Here is a 22,941-nt window from a genome sequence, read left to right on the forward strand (position 1 = left end):
CCCGCGCTGACGAGCCGCGGCTTCTCCCCCGACGACATGGACAAGGTCGCCGGGCTCATCTGCGAGGCCCTGACGGGCACCAGGCCGGCGACCACGAGCGCGGGCGCGCCCGGCAAGGCCAAGTACGACATGGCCGACGGCCTGGCCGCGCGCGTCCACGCCGAGGCCGATGAGCTGCTCGGCGCCAACCCGCTGTACCCGGGCCTGGAGCTGTGAGCCCGGCCCCGTCGCACCGAGGCGATCGGCCCGCCGGGGCGGGTGACGGGCGGCAGGGGCGGGTGACGGACCCGCGTGCCGCCGGGCCCGGGGCGAGGATGCGCGGGGCGCACACAGTGCGGACCGGCCCCGCGCCGCGCCCCGCTGAGGGATAAAGTCGTTCTGACAGGCGCGAAGAGGCGCCCGGCGCACACCTCACGGAGATCCCCATGATCTGGATTCATCTCGTCATCCTGCTCGTCTTCCTGTTCGCGGGATCGCGGCTGGGCGGCGTCGGCGTCGGCCTGGCGGGCGGCGCGGGCACCCTCGTCCTCATCGCCACCGGGCTGTCCACCGACGTCGACAAGGACGTGCCGTGGACGGTGATCGGCATCATCATGCCCGTCATCTGCACCATCGCAGCCCTCCAGGCCGCCGGGGCGATGGACCATCTCGTCCACCTCACCGAGGTGATGCTGCGCAGGCATCCGAAGTACATCACCTACCTGGCGCCCCTGTCGACCTTCCTCCTGTCGCTGCTGTGCGGCACGGGACACACCGCCTACTCGGTGCTGCCGGTCATCATCGAGGTCTCCAAGGAGAACAGGATCCGGCCCTCCCGGCCCCTGTCGATCGCCGTCGTCGCCTCGCAGATCGCCGTCGCCTCCTCACCGATCTCGGCCACCACGGCGGCCCTGCTCACCTCGGTCGAGAAGATCGGCGTCGGCTACCTCCAGATCCTCGCGATCACGATCCCCACGACCTTCCTCGGCTGCGTCGCCGGCGCCGTCGTCGCCTCGCGCCAGGGCTGCGAGCTCGAGGACGACCCGGTGTACAAGGAGCGCGAGGCCAAGGGGCTGGTCTCCCACAGCTCCGCCTCGACGCTGGGCGCCGACTACCGGCCCGCCAAGGGCGCCATCTCCAGCCTGTGGATCTTCCTCGCCGCGGTGCTGCTCATCATCGTCTACGCGACGATCAGCTCCAAGCAGCTGGGCATCATGAGCGACCCGCCGATGGACGCGACCTCCGCCATCATGCTCATCATGCTCACCTGCGCCGCCGTGATCTGCCTCGTCTCCCGCCACCAGGTGGCGCAGATCACCACGGAGCCCACCTTCCGCGCCGGCATGAGCGCCGCCATCTGCATCATGGGCGTCGCCTGGATGGGCAACGTCTTTTTCCACACCTACCAGGACACGATCGTCAACGCCACCGGCGACGCCCTCCACGCGGTGCCATGGCTGTTCGCCGTGGTGCTCTACTTCGCCTCGCCGATCCTGTTCTCGCACGCCGCGACGACGAAGGTCTTCATGCCGATGGCCGTGTCCATCGGGCTCGGCGCGACGACGATCCTGGCCTGCTACCCGGCCGTGGCCAACTACTACCTGCTGCCGAACTACCCGACCACGGTCGCCGCCATCGAGATGGACGACACCGGCTCGACGAGGGTCGGCAAATTCGTGCTGAACCACCCGTTCGTCGTGCCGGGAACCGTGTCGATCGCCGTCATCGTGGCACTCGGCTTCCTGTGGGCGCCCATCATCCTGTGACCGGCCCGGACCACGGGACCGAGGACGGCCCCGCGCGGGTCTGCACCTCGCCGTGTTCAACCTCGTTGACCCCGCGCGCAACCGGGGACGGCCCCCGCTCGGGTCGGCACCTCGCCCGGTCGTGCGAACTGCCCGGCCCGGCTCGAACGGCCCCGCAGGCCATGCCGAGCAGGGACGCCCACGTCCAGTGGACGCCATCCGGCGCCATGCCCAGCAGACGGCGCCCGCGCGTGACGGGGCGGACCTCGCCGCGGCGCGCCGCGAGGCGGTCCACGCCGGCGACCAGGCGCGGGGCCAGGGCCGCGACGCCGATGCCCACACCCTGCTCGAGCATCCCGGAGCCGCTGCGGAGACGACCTCCCCCACGCCCCTCCGACGACGCGCCGCACGTTGTCAGACCGTCCGTCCGATCCTCGCCGAAAGGCCGCATGCCATGACGCCCGGATTCCGCCCCCCTCGCAGACGACGAGACAGCGCTGCTCGAACGAGCGGCTCTGGACGACCTCAACTGGTGCGGGGAGCGGTTCACCGTCCCCGACCTCCACGCCAACGCCGGCTTCGCCCACTACACGACCGTCGACCCGGCCCGGGGCGACTTCGGAGTCGTCGCGACGGTCGATGATGCGCCCGTGGGGGTCGTCCGGGCGGTCCTCCTGCCCGGCGGCCGGGGTACGGCTTCGTCGACGACGCGACCCCCCCCCCCCCCGAGGTCAGCGTGTGGGTCGACGCGCCCTTCCGGGGCCGGGGGATCGGGCGGCGGCTGACACGGCAGATGATCGGCGAGGCGCGCGAGCGAGGCCCCGCCTCGCTCTCACTGTCGGTGGAGCAGGGCAATCGGGCCGAACGCCCCTACTCCTCCGAGGGCTTCGTCCCGGTCGACGGCCGGGAGGACGCCGGAGTCATGGTCCTGGGACCGGCCCGCCGGCCGCACCGACCGGGGACGCCGGCCACGAGCATGCGATGGACGGCCGGTTCCCGCAGGTCGGGTGGAACCGGAGCGCTCCACGACTTCCGTGCGCTGCGAGGCCAGTCCGCGACACCGATGGACAGGCCATGACCAGGGGTTGCTTGCGCCGCTGAGCCCCCTGCGGACAGGCCTCCACGGCCCCATGGGGATGGATCGGCCGGTGAGCGGCGGGCGGCGGGGTGCCCGTGGACCCGCCCGGGATCGCGTGGCAGACTCGTCCACCGTCGTCTCCGCCCCGCGAGGGATGCCCGATGACGAGGCGGGACGATGGAATCGAGTCATGGTGAACCAAGCGATCCTGTCCGTGGTCATCGGCGGCGCCCTGTCCCTCGCGCTGTCGGCGCCCCTGGTCATCCACCAGTACCGCCGCTTCGGTCGCTTCTCGGCCGGCCGGGCGGCCTGGTCCGTCGGCGCCGTCGTCTACCTCACGGCGCTCATCGCCTACACCCTCTTCCCGCTGCCCGACATGTCGGCCGAGTACTGCGCGCACCGCCCGCACGAGTTCCTGCTCGACCCGACGGCCTACTTCTCCGACATGGCCCGGCACTTGGCGGGCCAGCCGCTCCAGACGGCCCTGGCCAGCTGGGACGTGCGCCAGATGGTCCTCAACGTGGCGCTGTTCGCGCCCCTGGGCCTCCTCTGCGGCGACTTCCTGGAATGGGGCGCCCTGCGCAGCCTCGCGACCGGCTTCGGCGTCTCGCTGGCCATCGAGCTCACCCAGTACACCGGCAACTGGGGCCTCGCGCCCTGCCAGTACCGGGTGGCCGACATCAACGATCTCATCACCAACACGGTCGGCACCGGCGTGGGCATCGGCATCGCGGCCCTGACCCCGCGCCTGGTCGCAAGCGCCGACCACCTCGCGGCGCACCGCGGCGAGGCCCGCCCCGTCACGCGCGGGCGCCGTCTGCTGGGCATGGCGCTGGACGGCCTCTACTGGACGTGGGCGGCCCTGCTCGGCATGGCCTGCGGGGCCGTCGCCTGGACGGGCGTGCACGGCCTGCCGATGAACACCCGCCTCGTCCACCCGGAGCAGGTCGTGCCCTGGGGTCTCGTCGGGGCGATGGCGGCCGAGCTCGGCGTCATCGTCGTCCCCGCGCTGGTCGGCAGCGGCGCCTCGCTCGGCCAGCGCACCGTCTACCTCCGTCCTGCGCCCGCGGCCCGTCCGCGGCTGGTCGCCCGCGCCATGGCGGTCGGCGGCCTCCAGTGCCTGCTGACGGTGCCGCTGCCCGCGCTGGCGTGCCTGTGGGCGACGGCCGCGGTCGTCGCCGCCCTCGTCGACGTCCGCGGCATGAGCGGCCTGCTCACCGGCTGCCGTTTCGTCGACGCCCGGGTCGGCACGACCGAGCAGGGCCCCGCCGCCGAGCCGGCCGCCGAGCCCGCCGGCGCGGGCGGACGGTGACGGCCCCGCGGGGAGAGGCGCCCCTGGCCGGTGACGCCCGGCTCGACGGCCGGGATCGCTCAGCCCCGCGAGTAGAGGCGCCCCTGCATCGTCGTGACGAAGTTGCGCAGCGAATCGGGCAGGTCGGACAGGTTCCAGTCCTCGGGCGCGCGGTACCAGGACAGGTCCTCCGGGTCGGGCACGCCGGGGTCGTCATCGGCCGCGGCGAGCGCGTCGAGCCAGCGGCCGAAGCCGCCCAGGACGACCGCGTACGGCAGCACCGAGGAGATCTGGTCGTAGGCGTCCTGCTTGGCGAACGAGTCGGTGGGCTCGGTGGTGAGCTCCATGGCCAGCAGCTCCAGCCCCCGGACCACCCGGACGCCGGCCAGCGTGCGGCGCGGCATCCTCTGGGCGGTGTAGATGAGGCCGAGGCTCACGATGGTCAGCGACAGGCCCAGCAGGCCGAAGGTGGTGAGGGCCGCGAGCAGGACAGTGGCGGCGAGGGACAGGACGAGCATGACCCAGCCGGCGATGCCCCAGCGGCTCCGGGCCGCGTCGGGCCGGCCGGAGAACCAGCCCTTCGCGACGACGTCGTCGTAGAGGTCGTCCTGGATGGCGTGGACGACCGAGCCCATCGCGGGGGCGAGCTCGGAGACGCGGATGGCGGCGGCGTCCTCGGTGACGAGGACGTCGAGCAGTTTCCGCTCGTAGGGCCGCAGCTCGTCGGGGCCCGACGACTCGCCGGAGGGGCTGGTGCGCTCGAGCAGCCAGTCGGTGGGCCTGTTGGGGCCCTCGTCGGGCAGCTGGGTGATGCGCAGGTGGCCGCGGATGGCCAGGTCGAGGACGCTGGCGGTGAGGTCGACCGGGTCGACGTGCTCGTCGACGACCGTGCCGATCTCGCCGGGTCGCACGTCCTCCTCGAGCGAGAAGCGCACCTGGCCGGCGGCGACCGGCTTCCAGCGGGCGACGACGGAGGTCGCATTGGTGGCGTTCACCTGGTCGCGGCCGAGCCGGCGGTGCAGGCCCCACAGGAGGGCGGCGCCCAGCACGAGGGCGCCCAGGCCGACGACGAGCTGGAGCGGGCGCACGGTGAAGGCGCGGTCGAGGCTCCAGCGCTGCGCGAGGACCTGGTCGGGCGAGACGGCCGAGGCCGGCACCTTGACGGTGAGCTCGAGGACCTGGCCGGCACCGAGGGCGCCGTGGGTGAAGACCGGCCACGGGTTCTCGGCCGTGCCGCCCCGGACGCTGGCGCAGCTGGTGAGCGCGGCGGGGGCGCCGGCCTCGCAGTCGACGTCGGCGAGCGCGGCGGGCGTGTCGGAGTCGACGGTGAACCTGCCGTTGACCTCGCCGACGCCGATGGACAGGCCCTGGACCATGCGCCACTGGACGGTGGTGAGGGTGTCGGCGCCCTTGACCTCGGCGCCGGCCAGGGAGGCTCCCCGCACCGTGTAGGCGACGGTGATGCGGTCGCCGCTCGCCTGCGAGGCGTCGACCGTGATCACCCGGTAGTCGCCGTCGTCGGCGCCGGAGACGCCCACCCGGGAGCCGCCCGCGTCGACGGTGACGTCGGTGATCTCGTAGGAGTAGACGGTGTCGTTGAGGCCGTCGCGGGTGGTGGCCAGGCGCTGGGTGAGCTGATCGGGCAGCGCGCCGTCGTCGAAGACGAACTCCTCGGTGACCCGCAGCGAGCCGTCGCCGGAGACGACGGCGGAGACGTCGAGCGAGGAGGCCCGGTCGTCGGCCCGCGCCGTGCCGGGCACGAGCGGGCCGAGCCCGGCGAGGACCGCGGCGAGCGCGGCCGCCGCACCGCGCCGCACGGAGCGCGCGACGCGGGCGTTGCGGTTGTGAGCCATGGGGGCACCTTTCTGCTCCGCCGATCCGTTCGGCGCTGCGTGGACGACCCGGCGCGCGGGTGCGGGACGGGCCGGGGGCGCCGCCCGGGACGGCGGGGAGCCCCGTGGAAAAACTATCCCACGGCGGGGCCGGCGCCGGGAGGAGCACGGCGGGAGGCCCCGGGGGCCGAGGCCCGGCGCCCGGCCGGCGGGCGTCCGTTAGTCTGTGGCCTGTGAGTCAATGGGGTCAGCCGAACCAGCAGTGGCCGGGCCAGTCCTGGCCCGCACCGTCCGGACGCGCGGGCTACGGCCAGTGGCCCGGCCAGGACGGCCGGTTCGGCCAGCAGGCGGGGCCCTTCGGCTACGCGGCGCAGCAGGGCGGACCGTTCCCGCAGTACGGCGGCGCGCCCGTCCCGCCGAGGCGTCGTCGGCCGAGCCCGTTGAAGTTCCTCGCCGCGCTGTTCGGCACCTTCACCATCATGGTGCTCGCCTACGTCCTCCTGAGCTACGGCGGCAACGGCTCGAGCTCCGACGGCTCCAGCGGCTCGCACAACGGCAGCTACGCCAACGAGGACTACGAGGTGCCCCCCGCCGACACGAGCCCGTCCGAGATCCCCCAGCCCGAGACCTATTCGGAGGCCACGCAGTGGATGGAGGACAACCCCGTCTACGGCGCCTCGGTCGCCGAGCCGGTGCGCTGCGACCTGGATGCGCTCGACATGTCCACCGCGACCGATGCGCAGCTCGAGGACCACCTCAACGAGCTCACCGCCTGCCTCATGCGGGTGTGGGGCCCCACCCTCCGGGACGCCGGCTACGAGGCCGTCCGCCCGACCGTCACCGTCTACGACAGCGAGATCTCGACCCCGTGCGGCGACATGCCGATGGGCAACGCCGCCTACTGCATGGTCGACCAGCAGGTCTACTACGCCACCGACCTGGCCGAGGTCGTGCCCGACGAGCTGAGCGGCGTGCCGTACACCGCCGACGCCGTGATGGCCCACGAGTTCGGCCACGCCGTCCAGGCCCGCACCGGCATCCTCTACTCGGAGAAGGCGTGGGAGTCGAGAGTGGGCTCGTCCCAGGCCGACGAGTTCAGCCGGCGCACCGAGGTGCAGGCCGACTGCTTCGCCGGCGAGTTCATCGGCTCGGTCTCCGAGTCGCTCGCCCTCACGCCCTCCGACACCGACGGCCTCTCGCAGATGTTCTACGCCTTCGGAGACGACGTCCTCACCGGCGACAGCTCCTACAGGGGCAGCCACGGGCACGGCACGAACCGTCGGGAGTGGTTCCAGGACGGCCTGGACGACCGCTCGCTCGCCACCTGCAACGCGTTCACCGCGGCCGACTCGCGAGTGAGGTGAGCCCGGGCCGGGGTCGTTCGCGCGGGCGGTGGAGCACGGGAGCACCGACGCGGCGGACTGCGCGGAAGGGCCCCGAGCATCGCGGGCGAACGAGGGGCGACGGGCCCGCTCCCGCCGGGCCATCAGGGCCGGCCGGGCCGGATCGCCGCGCCGGACGGGCCGGACCGCTCACTCCCGCTGCGCACGGACGATGAGCGCGGTCGCGACGGCGGCGACGCCCTCGCCGCGACCGAGCGCGCCGAGGCGGTCGGTCGTCGTCGCCGAGACCGACACCGGGGCGCCGAGGGCCTCCGAGAGCACCCACTCGGCCTCGGCGCGGCGGGCCGTCATGCGGGGGTGCTGTCCGATGACCTGCACGCCGGCGTTCACCGGGCGCCAGCCCGCCGACGCCAGGCGGCGGGCGGTCTCCGCGAGGAACGAGACGCCACTCGCGCCGGACCACCGGGGTTCCCGGGTTCCGTAGTTGGAGCCCATGTCGCCCAGCCCGGCGGCGCCCAGCAGCGCATCGCACAGGGCGTGGGCGGCGACGTCGCCGTCCGAGTGGCCGGCCAGGCCGACGGGCTCGTCGGGGAAGTGCAGCCCGGCGCAGTGCATCTCGACGCCCTCGCGCAGGGCGTGCACGTCGGTGCCGATGCCGGTGCGGAGGCCGGACGGGTCGATGGTCATGCGTCCTCCTGGCACAGGATGTCGTCGCGGCGCGCCCGGAGGCGGGCGCACGGTGCTCAGCGGCTCCGGTTCCCGACCTCGCTCAGGAGGCGAGAACCTCGTCGAGCATGACCTCGGCGCGCTCCTCCTCGACCTTCTCGGCCAGGGCGAGCTCGCTCACGAGGATCTGGCGGGCCTTGGCGAGCATGCGCTTCTCGCCCGCGGACAGGCCGCGATCCCTCTCGCGGCGCCACAGGTCGCGGACGACCTCGGCGACCTTGAGGACGTTGCCGGAGTGGAGCTTCTCGACGTTGGCCTTGTAGCGGCGCGACCAGTTCGCGGGCTCCTCGACCTGCGGGGCGCGCAGCACCGAGAAGACCTTCTCGAGGCCCGCCTCGTCGACGACGTCGCGGACACCGACCAGGTCGAGGTTGTCGGCGGGGACGCGGACGACCAGGTCGCTCTGGCCGAGGATGCGCAGGACCAAGTAGAGCCGGTCCTCGCCCTTCACCGTGCGCGTCTCAGTGGACTCGACGACAGCCGCCCCGTGATTCGGGTACACGACGGTCTCACCGACTGCATAATCCATGTGTACAACCCCTCTCCTGGGGATCATTCTACCACACCACGGAATTCTCGGTCCGGGAATGAATCCCCGGACCATTCGGAGCAATTCCTGGAATGCCGCGCCAGAGAAGGGCCGATGAATTCCATGAGGTTCGCCCACGGCGTGGGCGCACATGACCCCGATGAGGGGAGGCGCTCCTCGACGGGCCGTCCCGGGCCCGCTTCGACGAATTCATCGGGGAGATCCCCTCCGAGGGGCTTCCGCAGGAGGCCCGGCGGGAGACGCGATCCCTGGTCAGGCCTGATTCATCGAGGCTTATTCACAGCACGACAGGACGAAGACCTGACAAGGGGAGGCGCCCCTGCGGACGACTCCTGTGAATAAGCCTCACTGGTGCCGCGAAGAGGCCTCCGAGAATTTGTAGCCGAGGCCGCGCACGGTGACGAGGAGCACGGGATGGGCGGGGTCCCGCTCGATCTTCCCGCGCAGCCGTTTCACGTGGACGTCGAGCGTCTTCGTGTCGCCCACGTAGTCGGAGCCCCACACCCGGTCGATGAGCTGGGCCCGGGTCAGCACGCGCCCCGCGTTGCGGATGAGTTCCTCGAGCAGGTCGAATTCCTTGAGGGCCAGTTTCACCGCCCCGCCGCGGACCGTGACCTCGTGCCGCGTCACGTCCATGCGCACGCCGCCGGACTCGAGGACCTCGGGGACGGGCCCCTCCCCGTGCCGCCTGCGCAGGACGGCGTGGATCCTCGCCACCAGCTCGCGGTGGCTGAACGGTTTCGTCACGTAGTCGTCGGCGCCCAGCTCGAGGCCGAGCACCTTGTCGATCTCGGCGTCCCGGGCGGTGACCATGATGATCGGCACGTCGGCGCGGCGGCGCAGGGTGCGGCACACCTCGGTGCCGCTCACGCCGGGCATCATGAGGTCGAGCAGCACGAGGTCGGCGCCGTGCGCCTCGAAGTCGGCCAGCCCGAGCCGGCCGTCGGCCGCCCGACCCACCTCGAAGCCCTCGCGGGAGAGCATGAAGGCCATCGCCTCGCGGTAGGACTGCTCGTCCTCGATGACCAGGATCCTCGTCATGCGACCTCCTCCCGCCGCCCGGCGCCGTCACCGCGCCCGACCATGTCGTCGTGCCCGGTGCCGTCATTGTGCTCGACGGGGTCCACGAGCGCGGGCAGTCTCATCGTGAAGGTCGATCCGCGGCCGGGGCGGCTCCACAGGCGGATGCCGCCGCCGTGCGCCACGGCGACGTGCTTGACGATCGACAGGCCCAGGCCGGTGCCGCCGTTCTCGCGCGAGCGCGCGTAGTCGACCCGGTAGAAGCGCTCGAAGATGCGCTCCTGGTCCTCCTCGCCGATGCCGATGCCGTTGTCCGTGACGGCGATGTCGACCCAGCGATCGCCGTCCTCGTCGACGTCCCTCACCGTGACGGCGACGCGGGCCCCGGGGTCGGAGTAGCTGATGGCGTTCTCCACCAGGTTCGACAGCGCCACGCGGAGCTGGTGCCGGTCCCCGATGACGCGCAGCCCCTCGTCGCCGGCGATCGAGAAGCTGATCCGGCGGGCCTGGCAGGCCTCCCTGGCGCGCCCTGCGGCGGTCTGGACGATCTCGTCGATGTCGACCGGCGCCGCGTCGCCGAGCGGATCGTCAGACTGCAGGCGGCCCAGCTCGATGATCTGCTGGACGAGCTCGCCCAGGCGGGTGCTCTCGACGAGCATGCGGCCGGCGAAGTGGCGCACCGCCTCGGGCTCGTCGGCCGCCTCCTGGACGGTCTCGGCGAGCACTTGGAGGGCCCCGACCGGGGTCTTGAGCTCATGGGAGATGTTGGCGACCAGATCGCGCTTGGACTCGTCCACCCGGATGAGGGCGCTGCGGTCGTCGCCGACGACGAGGACGGCCTCGCGAGCCAGGGGCCGGATGCGCACCTGGAGCTGGCGGGAGGGGGCGTCGTCGGCGGCGCCCAGCATCACCTCCCGGTCCGCGCCCTCGCCGGTGCGCCGCGCGGCGCGTACGGCCTCGAGCACCTCGGCGATGCCGATGCGGGTGCCGCGCACGAGCCCGATGGTGCGGGCCGGGGCGTTCGCGTAGAGCAGTTCGTCGTGGGGGCCGGCGACGACGACGGGCTGGCGGAAGGCGTCGAGGACCTCGGGCACCTCGGGATCGACCACGGGCGGCGGCTCGGCCATGCGCACCCTGGCCCGGTGGCCCCAGGCGAGGACGAGCGCGAGCGCCGCTCCCACCATCGCGCCCAGCACGAAGCCGAGGAGCACTGTCACCACGGGACCCACGCGTGGAATTCTACGGGAGCGCCGTGGCGCCGCGCCCGGCCGCCGTCTTGGCTGCGCCCGCGGGGAATGCGAGACTGGCGGGGTACGGCGCGACCGAGCGGGCGGCCCGACGCGCGGAGGAGGGATGATGGCGGAGTCCTACCACTCCGAGCTGGACGAGATCGTCCACGAGCTCGTGACCATGTCGGACTCGGTGCGCGTCGCCGTGCGCGACGCCACCAGGGCCCTCCTCGAGGCCGACGCCTCCATCGCCGAGCGCGTGATGAGCGGGGACGCCCGCATCGATGCCATGCACGACCGGCTCGAGCACCGCTGCTTCAGCCTGCTCGCCCGCTCCACGCCGGTGGCCGGCGAGCTGCGCACCATCGTCGCCGCCATGCAGGTCATCGCCGACATCGGCCGCACCGGCGACCTGGCGGCCCACGTCGCCGAGATCGCGCGCATGCGCTACCCCGAGCACGCCGTGCCCGAGCCGCTCGTGCCGAACTTCACGCGCATGTCGCAGGTCGCCCAGGAGATGGTCGGCAAGGCCGGCCGCACGCTGCTGGAGCGCGACACCGACGCCGCGGCGACCCTGGCCGGCGAGGACGACGAGATGGACGAGCTGCGCAACGAGCAGTTCCGCCTCATCGCCTCGGACGACTGGACGTTCGGCGCCGAGACGGCCGTCGACACGGCCCTGCTCGGCCGCTACTACGAGCGCATCGCCGACCACGCCGTGGCGATGGGCGGGCGCATCATCTACGTCATCACCGGCGAGGCGCCCGAGGGCGAGGACTGGCCCACCACCTGAGGGCGGCGCGCCGCCCGTCCCACTCCGACGAGCAGGAGCGGCGGGGACGAGAGCGGGCCCCGGCCCCTGAAAATGGCTCACGGGAACCCGATGAGCCAGGGGCCTCAAGAATCCTGCGGTCCCTCCCCACGAACCGGCACGGGCGGCCGGCCCGGACCCACGCCCCACGGGTCGCATCGCAGGCGCAAGAACCAGCCGCGCAGTCGTCTCCAGGGATTCTCACAGTCCTCGATGCCCTCCGAATCGTATTCAACCCCGCATCGGACGGCGAGCTCCTTCAGCGCAGAGATCTCGGAGGAAACGATCCTCCCGTCCACAGCAGCGGCCACCACGGCAGCATCGTGGAGAGCCTTTTTCGCGCCCTCGAGGGAGTCGATCCTCCTCCACACCATCGATTCATCGAGCTCGACGGGCTCGCGGAGCTCCTTCAGCAGGGACTCGTCGCAACCCGCCTTCTTCATGGCTTCGGTGACGTGGTGAAGAAGCAGGAGCTCATCATCCTTGGCGCACCCGTCCACTCGCATGACCAGCCAGAGCACCCAGACCAACTCCTCGCGTGCATCCGTACTGGAGACCAGACGCGAGGCCGCCTCGCGGATTCTGGCCTCCTTCCTGAGGATCTCCTTGGCCTGGTCGCCCACGACCCTGGTCGTCCAGCGGTTCACAAGGACTGCCGTCGGCACGCCCACAATGGGAATGCCGAACTTGATGATGTTCCGTTGAAGCAGGTGCTTCCCGACGATCGGCAGACCCTTGACCATCGCCAATCTCTGTCCACTGAACATCTTCTTCAGGACCGGACGCACCACGGCGGGCGTGAACTTGAGAGTCGCGTTGCCACCCGTCTCGCCGACTCTGATCGCGAAGGCGATCCTGACGGGTTTCCACATGTCATCAGGATCCTCGATGTCGAGAGGGACTCCGTGGAGAACAGCGATGTCATGGGCCATGCGCAGTTGAAGATACGTCGTGTACGACATGTCCACCACGAAGCCGACCCCCACCCGTCGGAAGAGTCAGCGGCGAAGCCGCACCCCCGGACCCGATGGTCGCCGCGACCGCACCGTTGTAGGCCGCGGCGCTGAGGCCGCCCTCAATGCCGGCATAATTGGCCGCCATCCGGACACGAGCGTCGACGACAGCATCAGCCGGAAGATCAGGGTACTTCTCCCGGAAACATGCAGCATCCACCTCCTGCACGTACCCGTCGAGGGAGAACGCCAACAGCTTGACGAACCATGTACCCTGACGCGGATCGCCCATCGAGAGGTTTCCGACGAATCCCCGGATCCGTTCGATCTCCTTTCTGACGAAACTCTCATCAGCCTCGGCTGACCCATCGTGGATGTCCTGCTCAGCGCTGAACCTCATCATGCCCTCCATCGAGTGTCGACGACAGAGGATTGGAGCATGGGACCGATGCTCCAGGTCCCCGGGGCCGGCCCGTTGCACGTCGCGTGCGGTGCGCTTGACGCCGAGGCCTGTTCCCAGGAAACTGGCCCGAGGAGGACGTCCCCCCGGCCAGAACGCCCTCCTCGAGGATCGTGAATGCCCCTCATGACCTCCCACGAGCAACGTCGGACGCGGGCGAGCAGATCGGGATCATCCACGAACGGCACCCCAACCGGATCCCCGTGAATCGGTCTCGCCGCATCGTGTCCTGCCGGGTGATCCGGAATGCGGATCCGCCGACGTCTCGGGTCCCGCGAGCGCATCGCCCCACCGCGAGGACGCAACGAGGAGTGGAGGCTCGCCCCGAGGAGCCCTCCGGAGGCGCCATCCCATTGTCGCAGCCTCGTCCGCCGGTGTCGTGGCCACGCCTCGCGATGCATGACATGGGGGGCCGCCATCCCCGGGCCCCTCAGGACTCGCGCGGCCGGAACTTCCGCTCGCGCTCCTTCTCGATGACTTCTCGCTCCATCTCGACGATCTGGTTCTCGAGGTACTGGCCGCCGGGGACGTGGCGTAGCACGCGGCGGCCGCTGTGACGGCCGAGCGTCGCGCGCGCCTTCCACAGGGCCTCGGCGATCGTCATGTCGGCGGGCTCGGTGACCTTCATCGACATGCGCGAACCGGGCACGAGGACGACCTCGGCGCCGGCGAGCTCGGCGCAGGAGACGTCGTCGGTGAACCGCTCGCCGGCCGCGGCCATGCGCTCGTGCGCGGCGAGGATGACGTCGAGGGGGAAGCCCTGGGGCGTCTGCACGGCGCGCAGGGTGGAGCGGTCGATCGGGGCGCTGCGGCCCGGATCGTCCACGGAGCGCATCGAGTCGACGACGTCGACGACGGGGGCGACGGCCTCGGCGCCGCCCCGGACGGCCCCGATGACGGCCTCGACGACATGGGCGGGCACCATGGGCCGCACGGCGTCGTGGATGAGGACGACCTCGGCGCCGCTCAGCTCCGGGTCGTCGCGGATGAATCTCAGCCCGTTGCGGGCGGACTCCTGACGGCTCGCGCCGCCGGGCACCTGGACGACGGGGATCGGCAGGGCCGCCTTCGTCAGCCCCAGCTCCCTGGCCGCCTTGTCGTTCACGACGACGACGGCGTGCGTGCAGCCGCCGGCGGCCATGGCCTCGATCGACATGTTCATCAGCGCGTGGCCCGTGATCTTGAGCGCCGGCTTCGACACCGACCCCCCGTACCGGACCCCCAGGCCCGCACCCAGGATGACGGCGACCACCGGCTGTGACATGGCCATGAGTCTGCCACAGGACGGGCCCGCCCACCGGCCGCACCGGCGATCACGGCCCGGCGAGGAACCGCGTCTGCACACAATCCCGCTATTGCAAAACTTTGTGCGTTGTGAGAACATCGGGTCGTTCATATGCATACTTTCTCAATTTTATGCAATTTTTTGCACACATGGAAAGGCAGGACCATGAGCGCAGCAACGACGCAGCCCGTCACCGGACCGTTCCTCATCGTCAACCCGAAGGCCCACCTCGGCGGCTCCGAGACCCTCCGGCTGGCCCTGCTCACCGACGAGCTGGCCGCCCGGTTCGACATCGACGTCCTCTTCACCGCCCAGCACGTCGACCTGCGCATGGTCGCCGGGCGCACCGGGCGCCTGTGCGTGACCGCCCAGCACATGGACCCGATCACCCCGGGCCGCGGCATGGGCCGCATCCTCCCCGAATCGCTCGTCGAGGCGGGCGCCCGGGCCGTCGTCCTCAACCACGCCGAGCACCCGCTCCCGCTGGCCGTTCTCGACGCCACGATGGAGAGGGCCCGCCAGGTCGGCCTGGCCACGGTCGTCTGCGCCGACACCGACGCCCAGTGCCGGGCCGTCGCCGCCATGGGCCCCGATGTCATGATCTGCGAGCCGACGGCCTCGATCGGCACCGGCCGGATGGACGCCGGCGACTACGTCGAGCGCACCACGCGGATCGTCAAGGACGCCGACCCGGGCATCCTCGTCATCCAGGCCGCCGGCGTGACCGGCGCAGCCGACATCGCCCGCGTGCTCGACCAGGGCGCCGACGGCTCCGGGGGCACGAGCGGCATCGTCAAGCACCCCGACTGGCGCCGGGTGCTCACCGAGATGTTCACGGCCCTCGCCGCGCACAGGGACGCCCTCCCCTGAACCCGGCCCGGCAGGGGCCGCGACCCGCCTCACCCAAGGAATCCTCATGATCATCGGTCTTCCCGCCGCGCTCGAGTACGCCGAGCGGAACGGCATCGGCCTCGCCGCCATCAACACGCCCTTCTTCGAGGGACTGCTCGGCGTCATCGACGTCGCCGAGCGCACCGACGTCCCCGTCATTCTGCAGTTCGCCCAGGTGCACGAGTCCATCGTCGCCATCGAGGACATGGGCCCGGCGATGGTCGAGCTGGCCCGCCGCTCCAGCGCCCCGTTCGTCCTGCACGTCGACCACGGCTTCGACATCGACTACATCCGCAAGGGCCTCGACATCGGCTTCACCTCGGCCATGATCGACGGCTCGAAGCTCGCCTACGACGAGAACGTCCGCGTCACCCGCGAGGTCGTCGAGCTGGCCGCCGAGCGCGGCGCCGGCGTCGAGGGCGAGATCGGCGTCATGACCGGCAACGAGAACGGCGACCCCGACCAGGGCGTCGCCGACGCCGCCCTGTACACCGACCCGCAGGCGGCCGCCGACTTCGTGCGGGCCACCGGCGTCACCGCACTGGCCGCCTCGTTCGGCACCGTCCACGGCGTCTACCGGCGCAAGCCGAAGCTGAACTACGAGCTCATCACCCGGCTGCGGGAGGCGACCGGGGTGCCGATCGTCATGCACGGCGGGTCGGGGCTGGAACCGCAGGAGTACCAGGAGTGCATCCGTCACGGCGTGCGCAAGATCAACTACTACACCTACTCGGCGAAGGCCGCCTACGACGCCTGCCCGCCGCTCGTCGAGGACCCCGACGTCATCCTCTTCTCCGATCTCGCCCGGGCGGCGCGCAGAGCCGTCGAGGAGGACGCCCAGAGGTTCATCGACGTCCTCAGGGCCACGGCCTGAACCCCCGGAACCACGAGGAGGAGCACCATGACCGTCTTCCACGCAGCGCTGGCCCTGGAGTCCCACGGCGGGACGCCGAGCTTCCTCGACGTCACCGGCCAGGTGCGCGGGGCCATCGCCGCCTCGGGCATCGGCAACGGCATCGTCGCGGTGATGAGCCCCCACACGACCTGCTCGGTGTACTACGACGAGTGGGCGCACGACACGGTCGAGGACGGCTCGGACTTCCTCCAGCACGACCTCAACCGCGTCCTGGGCCTCATCTGCCCCGACCAGACGCGGTTCCCGCCCTCCGACGGCTACTCCTACCCCGGCACCAGGCACTTCGAGGAGGTCGAGAGCTGGCCGAGCGCCGAGGAGTACCTGCCGGGCGGCGACCGCAGCGCCCTGCTCAACGCCGACGCGCACCTCAAGGCGTCGATCGTCGGCTCCTCGCAGACCTTCCCGCTCATCGACGGCGAACTCGGGTTCGGCGTCACCGGCTACATCTTCTTCGTCGACTGGGACCGCGACCGGCCCCGCACACGGACCTGCCGGGTCACGGTCATCGGCGAGTGAAAGGACGAACCCCTGCCATGAAATGCAAATAATTGCATTCATTTGACTTTTAATTGCATATACTGTGGCGCTCATGTCACCATGAGCCGAGTCGTCCGGACCCGGTGCCGAGTCCGGCGACCGACCGGTTGGCGTCCAGTCCATCGAACACCGCTCCCCACGCCGTCGGCCCGGCTCACCGGGCAGACACCGCCGTCCAGAGAATCCACCGAAGTGAGGCCAATGATGTCCACCCGTGAAGCCGTCGTCGCCGCCACCGAGGGCCTGCACGCCCGCCCCGCCGCGACCTTCGTCCAGGCCGCCAAGAAGTGCGGCGTGCCCGTCCAGATCTCCATGGGCGACAAGGGCCCGGTCCCCGCCACCTCGATGCTGTCCGTGCTCGGCCTGGGCGCGCACTGCGGCGACACCGTCGTCCTGAGCGCCGAGGGCGAGGGCGCCGAGGCGGCTCTCGACGCGCTGGTCGCCGTCCTCGCGGAGGCGCAGTGATGCCCGAGCCCCGGGAGTACCCCGGCATCGGGGTCGGCTCGACCGCCGCCGTCGGCCCGTGCGCACGGTTCGCGGCACCGCCCGCGGCGCCGGCCGACGAGCCCGTCCCGTCCGGGGCCGAGGCGATCGCCGCGGCGGGCGCCGCACTCGCCGAGGCGCTCGAGCAGGTCTCGGCCGAACTGCGGGCCGCGGCCGCCGAGCACCCCGGCGAGACGCTCGGCGACGTGCTCTCGGCCACCGCCGAGATGGCCGACGACCCGGCCCTGGCCGACCGCGCCGCCCGGATCATCGCCGAGGGCAACGGCCCGGCGAACGCCATGACGAAGGCCGTCGCCGAGTTCGCCGCGACGCTCACCGGGATCGGCGGCTACCTGGCCGAGCGCGTCACCGACCTGAACTCGGTGCGCGACCGCACGGTGGCCAGGCTGCTCGGCCCGGCGACGCCGGGCCTGCGAACGATCGACGAGCCGGCCGTCGTCATCGCCCACGAGCTGACCCCGGCCGACACCTCGAGCCTCGACATGACGAAGGTGATCGCCCTCGTCACCGAGGTGGGCGGCCCCACCTCGCACACCGCGATCATCGCCCGCCAGCTCGGCCTGCCCTGCGTCGTGCGGGCGGCCGGTGCCACGCAGATCCCCGAGGGAGCGCTCGTCGCCGTCGACGGCGCCCGGGGCTCGGTCGTCGTGGCCCCCGACGAGGCCACCCGCGAGGCCATCGTCCGCCGCATGGAGCGCCACCGGGCGCTGGCGACCGACACCGCGCCCGGCGCCACGTCCGACGGCCACCCGATCCAGCTGCTGGCCAACATCGGCGGCGTCGCGGACGCCCGGTCGGCGGCCGGCAAGGCGGTCGAGGGCGTGGGCCTGTTCCGCACCGAGTTCGTCTTCCTCGACGCCGCCGCCGAGCCGGGCGTCGCCGAGCAGGCCGGGATCTACCGGGAGGTCCTCAAGGCCTTCACCGGCCGCAAGGTCGTCGTCCGCACCCTCGACGCCGGCGCCGACAAGCCGCTGGCCTACGCCAACCCGGCGCACGAGTCGAATCCGGCGCTGGGCCAGCGCGCCTACCGTCTCGTCCGCTCCGTGCCGCACCTGATGGAGCACCAGCTGAGGGCCCTGGCGGCCGCCATCGACGACTGCCCCGACACCGAGGCGTGGGTCATGGCGCCGATGATCTCCACCGCCGGCGAGGCCGCCGACTTCCGCCGCCGCGCCGACGAGGCGGGGCTCGGCGCCAGGGCCAGGATCGGCGTCATGGTCGAGGTGCCGGCCGTCGCGCTGTGCGCCGACCAGGTGCTGCAGCACGTCGACTTCGTGTCGATCGGCACGAACGACCTGGCCCAGTACACGATGGCCGCCGACCGCGAGCTCGGCGCGCTGTCCGACCTCATCGACCGCTGGCAGCCCGCCGTCCTCAGGCTCGTCGAGGCCACGGCCCGGGCCGGCGCCGCCTCCGGCACCCCGGTGGGGGTCTGCGGCGAGTCGGCCTCCGACCCGCTCATGGCGCTCGTGCTGTGCGGGCTGGGGATCACGTCGCTGTCGATGTCGACCCCGGCCGTGCCCGCCGTCCGCTTCGCCCTGCGGCACACCTCGCTGGCGACCTGCCGGGCGATGGCGCGGGCGGCCATCGACGCCCCCGACGCGGCGGCCGCGGTCTCGGCCGTCCAGGAGCTGCTCGACCCCCGGGTGAGGGAGGCCATGTCCCTCGACTGAGGACCTCGCGCGATGGAGCGCACCCGGCGGCGGCACCCGTCCGTCGCCGCACCAACCACACGCAGACAAGGAGTCATCGTGGACGACAATCCCGTGATGAAGGCGATCACCTGGTTCGCCGAACACTTCATCGGGCTGTTCAACGCCTCGGCCGAGCAGTTCCTGAGCCTGGCCTCCGGCATCCTGCCGCTGCTCATGGTCATGCTGACCGCCATGTACGCGATCACCACCTGGATCGGTGAGGAGCGCGTCAACCACGCGGTGCGGTGGGCCGGCAGGTACGCCGTGACCCGCTACACGGTCATGCCCTTCCTGGCCATGCTGCTGCTGACCAACCCGATGGCCTACACCTTCGGCCGCTTCCTGCCCGAGCGCTACAAGCCGGCCTTCTACGACGCCGCCGTGTCGATCTGCCACCCGATCACCTCGCTGTTCCCGCACGCCAACGCGGGCGAGGTCTTCGTCTGGACCGGCGTCTCGGCCGGCGTCACGGCGGTCGCCCCCGACGAGTACGCACTGCTCGCGGTCCTGTACTTCCTCGTCGGCCTGGTCGTCATCCTCATCCGCGGCTTCGCGACCCAGTGGATGACCGCCATCCTGATCCGCCGCGGCGGCCACCGGGAGACCTTCACGAAGTACGACGAGGCGTACGCCGCCGGCCAGATCCAGGGAGGCGTGGCATGAGTCACCAGAGCGTCAAGGTCGTCAAGGGCAACGGCGGCTGGGGCGACGACATGATCCTGACCCCCACCGACGAGAAGAACATCGTCCTGTCGGTGACCGGCGGCGGCATCCACCCGGTCGCGGCGCGCATCGCCGAGCTGAGCGGCGCCGAGGCCGTCGACGGCTTCACGAACAGCGTCGAGGACGACAAGGTGCTGGCCGCCGTCATCAACTGCGGCGGCACCGCCCGGATCGGCGTCTACCCGAAGAAGCGCATCAACACGATCGACATCTACCCCGGCTCGCCGACCGGACCGCTGGCCAAGTACATCACCGAGGACATCTTCGTCTCGGCGGTGGGACTGGACCAGATCGGTCCGGCCGACGCCGAGGCCGTCGACCGGGCCGCTGCGACCGCGACCGCGGCCCAGGCGGACGAGGCGGCCGCGGCGCGGGCCGGGACCGAGCGCCCGAGGACCGTCTCGCAGCGGCAGGCCGACAAGGGCGGCTTCATGTCGGTCATCGTGAAGTTCGGCAACGCGGTCGGCTACATCATCAACACGCTGCTGTCGTCGGGCCGCCAGGCGCTGGACATCATCCTGAAGACCGTCCTGCCCTTCATGGCCTACGTCGGCCTGCTCATGGGCATCGTGAACTACACGGGCGTCTCGGACCTGATCGCCCACGCCGTCACGCCGCTGGCCGGCAACCCGATCGGTCTGGTCCTGCTGGGCATCATCGTCGCCCTGCCGTTCCTGTCCCCGGTGCTCGGCCCCGGCGCCGCCATCGCCCAGGTCATCGGCGTGCTCATGGGCCAGCAGATCGGCGCCGGCGCGCTGCCGGTGCAGTACGCGCTGCCCACCCTGTTCGCCATCGACGGCCAGGTCGGCTGCGACTTCGTCCCGGTGGGCCTGTCCCTCGGCGAGGCCCAGCCCGAGACGATCTCCGTCGGCGTCTCCGCCGTGCTGTTCACCCGCCTCGTGACCTCGCCGGTGGCGGTCATCATCGCCTACCTCGCCTCGTTCCTGCTCATCTGACCGACACCCCCGGGTGGGGCGGCCCGGCCGCCCCACCCCTACCCAGGAGGAGAGACAATGTCCACCCTGTGGAGCGCTGACATCACCGCGATCGGGCCCGACGCGAGCGACATGATCGACGGCGGCGTCGTCATCCTGTTCGGCGAGCCCGTCCCCGAGGCGCTGGCCGAGGTCAGCATCGTGCACCGCACGACGACGGCCCCGACCCGCGACATCACCGCGGGCGATGTCCTCCGGATCGCCGGCCGGGAGTACACCGTCGACGCCATCGGCGAACGCGCCTGCGCGAACCTCACCGAGCTCGGCCACGTGGTCATCTACGTGAACCAGCCCGAGCAGGAGCTCCTGCCGGGCGCCGTCCTGGCGACCGGCCCGCAGCTCGTCCCCCCGGCCGTCGGCGGCACCGTCGAGTTCCTCGAGGCCTGACCGCCATGAACGCCCTCGACTGGCGGTTCCCCGCGATCCTCGTGGCGGCCATGATGCTCGGGCTGCTGCTCACCTGGGTCCAGATGCGCTCCTACAACGCCGAGCTCAACCGCGCCCTGCGAGCCGTCCGGGGCGAGCACCTCGTGCTCGTCTCCGGCCGCGGCCGCTCCATCGGCGGCGGGGCGATCGTCATCGCGATCATCGACGTCGCCGCCCGGCGCATCATCCGGGCGCGCGCCCTGGCCGGTCGGAGCGTCTTCGCCCGCTTCCACGACGCGCCCGGCCTCGTCGGGGACCTGGACGGGGCCGTCGACCGGGTCCGGGGCAGGCAGCTGAGGGCGGCCGTCGAGATGGCGCTGGCCCAGGTCGGCGCCTCCGCCCCGGCGGTCGGGCCCGCGTCCACCACCACATCCACCACGAGCAACGCGCCCGTTCTCGCAGCCGGGCCACGGCCGCTCCGCAGGCGCGTCCCCCGCACCACCGTCCCGAACCCGGACAGGGCCCGGGACGCATGAATCCCGAAAGGAAACCGACATGGGTTACACCAAGGCTCTTCTCGAACGCCAGCAGGAACTGGGCCGTCCGGTCCGGGTGGGCGTCGTCGGCGCAGGCCAGATGGGCTCCGGCCTCATCGCCTCGATCGAGCGCGCGCCGGGCCTGGCCGTCGTCGCCGTCGCCGACATCGTCATCGACAAGGCCGTCTCGGCCCTGCGCAACGCCGGCCGCGAGGACGTCGTCGTGGCCGACACCGACCTGGCGGCGGCCGAGCAGGCCATCCGGGACGGCCGGGCCGCCGTCGTCTCCGACGGCCTGCGGATGCCCGGGCTGCCCGTCGACATCGTCGTCGAGGTCTCCGGGGTGCCCGGGATCGCCGCCCAGATCGCCTACACGTGCATCACGCATTCCACGGACGTCGCCCTCATGACGGTCGAGGCCGACATCACCGTCGGCCCCCTCCTGTCGTCGATGGCCAACGCCGGCGGCTCGGTGTACACCGTCATGCGCGGCGACGAGCCGGTCGAGTGCCTCAAGCTCGTCGAGTACGCCCAGGATCTGGGCCTCGAGGTCGTGTGCGTCGGCAAGGGCAAGAACAACGTCAACATCCCGCACGGCATGCCCGAGGACAACATCGAGGACGCCCGCCGCAAGGGGATGAACCCGCGCATGCTCACGGAGTTCACGGACGGCACGAAGACCCAGCTCGAGATGACCGCCCTGTCGAACGCGACGGGCATCCCGATCGAGGTGGACGGCATGCACGGGCGGGAGATCCCGCTGGCCGAACTCGCCACGAAGCTCGTCCCCAGGGCCGACGGCGGCATCCTCGAGTTCGACAAGGGCCCGTGCGTCGAGTACGTCACCGGCGATGTCGCCCCGGGCGTCTTCTGCATCGTGAAGTCCACCTCGGACGTCGTCACCGCCGAGCTCGACTACCTCAGGCTCGGCCACGGTCCCTACTACCTCCTCCACCGTCCATGGCACATCGCCTCGATCGAGGCGCATCTGTCGATCTACGAGGCCGTCACGACCGGGCGTCCGGACTTCCAGTCCACGCACGTCACGACCGAGGTCGTCGGCCGGGCCAAGACCGATCTGGCGGCCGGCCTCACCTTCGAGGGCATGGGCGGGCACCACTTCTACGGCTACGCCATGCCCGCCGACAAGGCCCGTGAGCTGAATCTCGTGCCGATCGGCCTGCTGCAGCACTCGAAGCTGAAGGTCGGCAAGAAGGTCGACGAGATGATCTCCTACGACGACATCGAGCTCGACCGCGCCCGCCCGCTCGTCGCCATGCGCTTCCTCCAGGACGCCATGGTCGCCCGGGGCGTCCTCGGCTGACCGACGCCCCCCTCGCCGAACCGGCCGCCCCGCCGACGGGAGAAGGCCCTCGTCGGGGCGGCCGGTCGTGTCCAACGGTCCTCGCCGGGGACGATCCTCTCCCTACAATGATGGGGCCGGGACCCGCACGGTCCCGGCCCCATCGTCCATGCC

General features: G+C 71.6%; 24 protein-coding genes and 1 pseudogene. 16 read left to right on the forward strand and 9 right to left on the reverse strand.

What is annotated here, in order from left to right:
* Both K336_RS18995 and K336_RS0107950 read left to right on the forward strand, forming a co-directional pair.
* Positions 1–216, forward strand: a pseudogene (locus tag K336_RS18995) (glycine hydroxymethyltransferase); the annotation flags it as partial.
* Positions 217–425: 209 nt separating this feature from the next.
* The gene (locus K336_RS0107950; RefSeq protein WP_028706740.1) at positions 426–1,745 is read left to right on the forward strand and encodes an anaerobic C4-dicarboxylate transporter family protein; all 1,320 of its coding nucleotides are present in this window, start codon (positions 426–428) and stop codon (positions 1,743–1,745) included.
* Here K336_RS0107950 and K336_RS0107955 read toward each other — a convergent pair.
* Positions 1,735–2,079: a hypothetical protein gene (locus K336_RS0107955; RefSeq protein WP_028706741.1), complete on the reverse strand. Its 345-nt coding sequence runs from the start codon at positions 2,077–2,079 to the stop codon at positions 1,735–1,737. The genes K336_RS0107950 and K336_RS0107955 overlap by 11 nt on opposite strands.
* 381 nt (positions 2,080–2,460) lie before the next feature.
* Between K336_RS0107955 and K336_RS20185 the strand changes: the two genes are divergently transcribed.
* Together K336_RS20185 and K336_RS15360 are read left to right on the forward strand one after the other, a co-directional pair.
* Positions 2,461–2,802, forward strand: a complete 342-nt coding sequence (locus K336_RS20185; protein ID WP_211223468.1) for a GNAT family N-acetyltransferase — start codon at positions 2,461–2,463, stop codon at positions 2,800–2,802.
* Positions 2,803–2,992: 190 nt separating this feature from the next.
* On the forward strand, positions 2,993–4,114 hold the full coding sequence (locus tag K336_RS15360; protein ID WP_051245533.1) for a VanZ family protein: 1,122 nt from the start codon (positions 2,993–2,995) through the stop codon (positions 4,112–4,114).
* 59 nt (positions 4,115–4,173) lie between these two features.
* Here the strand turns inward: K336_RS15360 and K336_RS0107970 are convergent, their stop codons facing one another.
* A complete protein-coding gene (locus tag K336_RS0107970) occupies positions 4,174–5,946 on the reverse strand; it encodes a DUF2207 family protein (protein WP_028706743.1) in 1,773 nt (590 codons plus the stop codon).
* Between the two features lie 212 nt (positions 5,947–6,158).
* On the opposite strand from K336_RS0107970, the gene K336_RS0107975 reads away from it, so the two are divergent.
* A complete protein-coding gene (locus K336_RS0107975) occupies positions 6,159–7,289 on the forward strand; it encodes a neutral zinc metallopeptidase (RefSeq protein WP_155945036.1) in 1,131 nt (376 codons plus the stop codon).
* A gap of 168 nt (positions 7,290–7,457) precedes the next feature.
* On the opposite strand, the gene ispF is transcribed toward K336_RS0107975, so the two are convergent.
* From ispF to K336_RS15365, 4 genes are all read right to left on the reverse strand, one after another.
* Positions 7,458–7,955: a 2-C-methyl-D-erythritol 2,4-cyclodiphosphate synthase gene (ispF, locus tag K336_RS0107980; protein WP_021797157.1), complete on the reverse strand. Its 498-nt coding sequence runs from the start codon at positions 7,953–7,955 to the stop codon at positions 7,458–7,460.
* Between the two features lie 82 nt (positions 7,956–8,037).
* Positions 8,038–8,523, reverse strand: a complete 486-nt coding sequence (locus tag K336_RS0107985; RefSeq protein WP_021797151.1) for a CarD family transcriptional regulator — start codon at positions 8,521–8,523, stop codon at positions 8,038–8,040.
* A gap of 366 nt (positions 8,524–8,889) precedes the next feature.
* Positions 8,890–9,585 (reverse strand): response regulator transcription factor, encoded by a 696-nt coding sequence (locus K336_RS0107990; protein WP_028706745.1) that lies wholly within the window; start codon positions 9,583–9,585, stop codon positions 8,890–8,892.
* A complete protein-coding gene (locus K336_RS15365; RefSeq protein WP_021797160.1) occupies positions 9,582–10,793 on the reverse strand; it encodes a sensor histidine kinase in 1,212 nt (403 codons plus the stop codon). Before K336_RS15365 ends, K336_RS0107990 begins: the two co-directional genes overlap by 4 nt.
* Positions 10,794–10,920: 127 nt before the next feature.
* Between K336_RS15365 and phoU the strand changes: the two genes are divergently transcribed.
* Positions 10,921–11,586, forward strand: a complete 666-nt coding sequence (gene phoU / locus K336_RS0108000; protein ID WP_021797152.1) for a phosphate signaling complex protein PhoU — start codon at positions 10,921–10,923, stop codon at positions 11,584–11,586.
* Positions 11,587–11,690: 104 nt separating this feature from the next.
* Here the strand turns inward: phoU and K336_RS19340 are convergent, their stop codons facing one another.
* The 3 genes from K336_RS19340 to K336_RS15375 all read right to left on the reverse strand — a co-directional run bounded on the left by K336_RS19340 (position 11,691) and on the right by K336_RS15375 (position 14,281).
* A complete protein-coding gene (locus K336_RS19340; protein ID WP_211223469.1) occupies positions 11,691–12,536 on the reverse strand; it encodes a hypothetical protein in 846 nt (281 codons plus the stop codon).
* Positions 12,526–12,960, reverse strand: a complete 435-nt coding sequence (locus tag K336_RS19345; RefSeq protein ID WP_211223470.1) for a hypothetical protein — start codon at positions 12,958–12,960, stop codon at positions 12,526–12,528. The genes K336_RS19340 and K336_RS19345 overlap by 11 nt, the downstream gene beginning before the upstream one ends.
* A gap of 487 nt (positions 12,961–13,447) precedes the next feature.
* Positions 13,448–14,281 carry an IspD/TarI family cytidylyltransferase gene (locus K336_RS15375; RefSeq protein ID WP_226906049.1) on the reverse strand — a complete coding sequence of 278 codons (834 nt, stop codon included), beginning with the start codon at positions 14,279–14,281 and terminating at the stop codon, positions 13,448–13,450.
* Positions 14,282–14,467: 186 nt separating this feature from the next.
* On the opposite strand from K336_RS15375, the gene K336_RS0108015 reads away from it, so the two are divergent.
* The 10 genes from K336_RS0108015 (at position 14,468) to K336_RS0108060 (ending at position 22,788) form a co-directional block, all read left to right on the forward strand.
* The gene (locus K336_RS0108015) at positions 14,468–15,172 is read left to right on the forward strand and encodes a triose-phosphate isomerase (RefSeq protein ID WP_021797155.1); all 705 of its coding nucleotides are present in this window, start codon (positions 14,468–14,470) and stop codon (positions 15,170–15,172) included.
* A 46-nt stretch (positions 15,173–15,218) separates the two neighbouring features.
* A complete protein-coding gene (locus K336_RS0108020; RefSeq protein ID WP_021797156.1) occupies positions 15,219–16,067 on the forward strand; it encodes a class II fructose-bisphosphate aldolase in 849 nt (282 codons plus the stop codon).
* A 27-nt stretch (positions 16,068–16,094) separates the two neighbouring features.
* Entirely contained in the window at positions 16,095–16,625 is a 531-nt protein-coding gene (locus K336_RS0108025; RefSeq protein WP_021797149.1) for a YjbQ family protein, read from the forward strand.
* Positions 16,626–16,850: 225 nt separating this feature from the next.
* The gene (locus K336_RS0108030; protein WP_021797153.1) at positions 16,851–17,111 is read left to right on the forward strand and encodes an HPr family phosphocarrier protein; all 261 of its coding nucleotides are present in this window, start codon (positions 16,851–16,853) and stop codon (positions 17,109–17,111) included.
* On the forward strand, positions 17,111–18,823 hold the full coding sequence (gene ptsP / locus K336_RS0108035) for a phosphoenolpyruvate--protein phosphotransferase (protein ID WP_028706746.1): 1,713 nt from the start codon (positions 17,111–17,113) through the stop codon (positions 18,821–18,823). The genes K336_RS0108030 and ptsP overlap by 1 nt, the downstream gene beginning before the upstream one ends.
* Before the next feature lie 78 nt (positions 18,824–18,901).
* On the forward strand, positions 18,902–19,507 hold the full coding sequence (gene srlA, locus K336_RS0108040) for a PTS glucitol/sorbitol transporter subunit IIC (RefSeq protein WP_043150595.1): 606 nt from the start codon (positions 18,902–18,904) through the stop codon (positions 19,505–19,507).
* Complete coding sequence (gene srlE / locus K336_RS0108045; RefSeq protein ID WP_021796198.1) at positions 19,504–20,523, forward strand: PTS glucitol/sorbitol transporter subunit IIB; 1,020 nt, start codon at positions 19,504–19,506, stop codon at positions 20,521–20,523. The genes srlA and srlE overlap by 4 nt, the downstream gene beginning before the upstream one ends.
* Before the next feature lie 57 nt (positions 20,524–20,580).
* Positions 20,581–20,949, forward strand: coding sequence for a PTS glucitol/sorbitol transporter subunit IIA (locus K336_RS0108050; RefSeq protein ID WP_021796197.1), 369 nt, complete (start codon positions 20,581–20,583; stop codon positions 20,947–20,949).
* Positions 20,950–20,954: 5 nt separating this feature from the next.
* Positions 20,955–21,464: a glucitol operon activator protein GutM gene (locus K336_RS15380; protein WP_021796200.1), complete on the forward strand. Its 510-nt coding sequence runs from the start codon at positions 20,955–20,957 to the stop codon at positions 21,462–21,464.
* A 19-nt stretch (positions 21,465–21,483) separates the two neighbouring features.
* A complete protein-coding gene (locus K336_RS0108060) occupies positions 21,484–22,788 on the forward strand; it encodes an NAD(P)H-dependent oxidoreductase (protein ID WP_028706748.1) in 1,305 nt (434 codons plus the stop codon).
* Positions 22,789–22,941: the final 153 nt, after the last annotated feature.

The organism is Propionibacterium acidifaciens DSM 21887, from assembly GCF_000426605.1.
GTDB lineage: Bacteria > Actinomycetota > Actinomycetes > Propionibacteriales > Propionibacteriaceae > Propionibacterium > Propionibacterium acidifaciens.

Coding starts and splice junctions, on each gene's coding strand:
- K336_RS0107950 (WP_028706740.1), top strand. CDS start 426: ATGATCTGGATTCATCTCGTCATCCTGCTCGTCTTCCTGTTCGCGGGA.
- K336_RS0107955 (WP_028706741.1), bottom strand. CDS start 2,079: ATGCTCGAGCAGGGTGTGGGCATCGGCGTCGCGGCCCTGGCCCCGCGC.
- K336_RS15360 (WP_051245533.1), top strand. CDS start 2,993: ATGGTGAACCAAGCGATCCTGTCCGTGGTCATCGGCGGCGCCCTGTCC.
- K336_RS0107970 (WP_028706743.1), bottom strand. CDS start 5,946: ATGGCTCACAACCGCAACGCCCGCGTCGCGCGCTCCGTGCGGCGCGGT.
- ispF (WP_021797157.1), bottom strand. CDS start 7,955: ATGACCATCGACCCGTCCGGCCTCCGCACCGGCATCGGCACCGACGTG.
- K336_RS0107985 (WP_021797151.1), bottom strand. CDS start 8,523: ATGGATTATGCAGTCGGTGAGACCGTCGTGTACCCGAATCACGGGGCG.
- K336_RS0107990 (WP_028706745.1), bottom strand. CDS start 9,585: ATGACGAGGATCCTGGTCATCGAGGACGAGCAGTCCTACCGCGAGGCG.
- phoU (WP_021797152.1), top strand. CDS start 10,921: ATGGCGGAGTCCTACCACTCCGAGCTGGACGAGATCGTCCACGAGCTC.
- K336_RS19340 (WP_211223469.1), bottom strand. CDS start 12,536: ATGGCCCATGACATCGCTGTTCTCCACGGAGTCCCTCTCGACATCGAG.
- K336_RS19345 (WP_211223470.1), bottom strand. CDS start 12,960: ATGATGAGGTTCAGCGCTGAGCAGGACATCCACGATGGGTCAGCCGAG.
- K336_RS15375 (WP_226906049.1), bottom strand. CDS start 14,281: ATGTCACAGCCGGTGGTCGCCGTCATCCTGGGTGCGGGCCTGGGGGTC.
- K336_RS0108015 (WP_021797155.1), top strand. CDS start 14,468: ATGAGCGCAGCAACGACGCAGCCCGTCACCGGACCGTTCCTCATCGTC.
- K336_RS0108020 (WP_021797156.1), top strand. CDS start 15,219: ATGATCATCGGTCTTCCCGCCGCGCTCGAGTACGCCGAGCGGAACGGC.
- K336_RS0108025 (WP_021797149.1), top strand. CDS start 16,095: ATGACCGTCTTCCACGCAGCGCTGGCCCTGGAGTCCCACGGCGGGACG.
- K336_RS0108030 (WP_021797153.1), top strand. CDS start 16,851: ATGTCCACCCGTGAAGCCGTCGTCGCCGCCACCGAGGGCCTGCACGCC.
- ptsP (WP_028706746.1), top strand. CDS start 17,111: ATGCCCGAGCCCCGGGAGTACCCCGGCATCGGGGTCGGCTCGACCGCC.
- srlE (WP_021796198.1), top strand. CDS start 19,504: ATGAGTCACCAGAGCGTCAAGGTCGTCAAGGGCAACGGCGGCTGGGGC.
- K336_RS0108050 (WP_021796197.1), top strand. CDS start 20,581: ATGTCCACCCTGTGGAGCGCTGACATCACCGCGATCGGGCCCGACGCG.
- K336_RS15380 (WP_021796200.1), top strand. CDS start 20,955: ATGAACGCCCTCGACTGGCGGTTCCCCGCGATCCTCGTGGCGGCCATG.
- K336_RS0108060 (WP_028706748.1), top strand. CDS start 21,484: ATGGGTTACACCAAGGCTCTTCTCGAACGCCAGCAGGAACTGGGCCGT.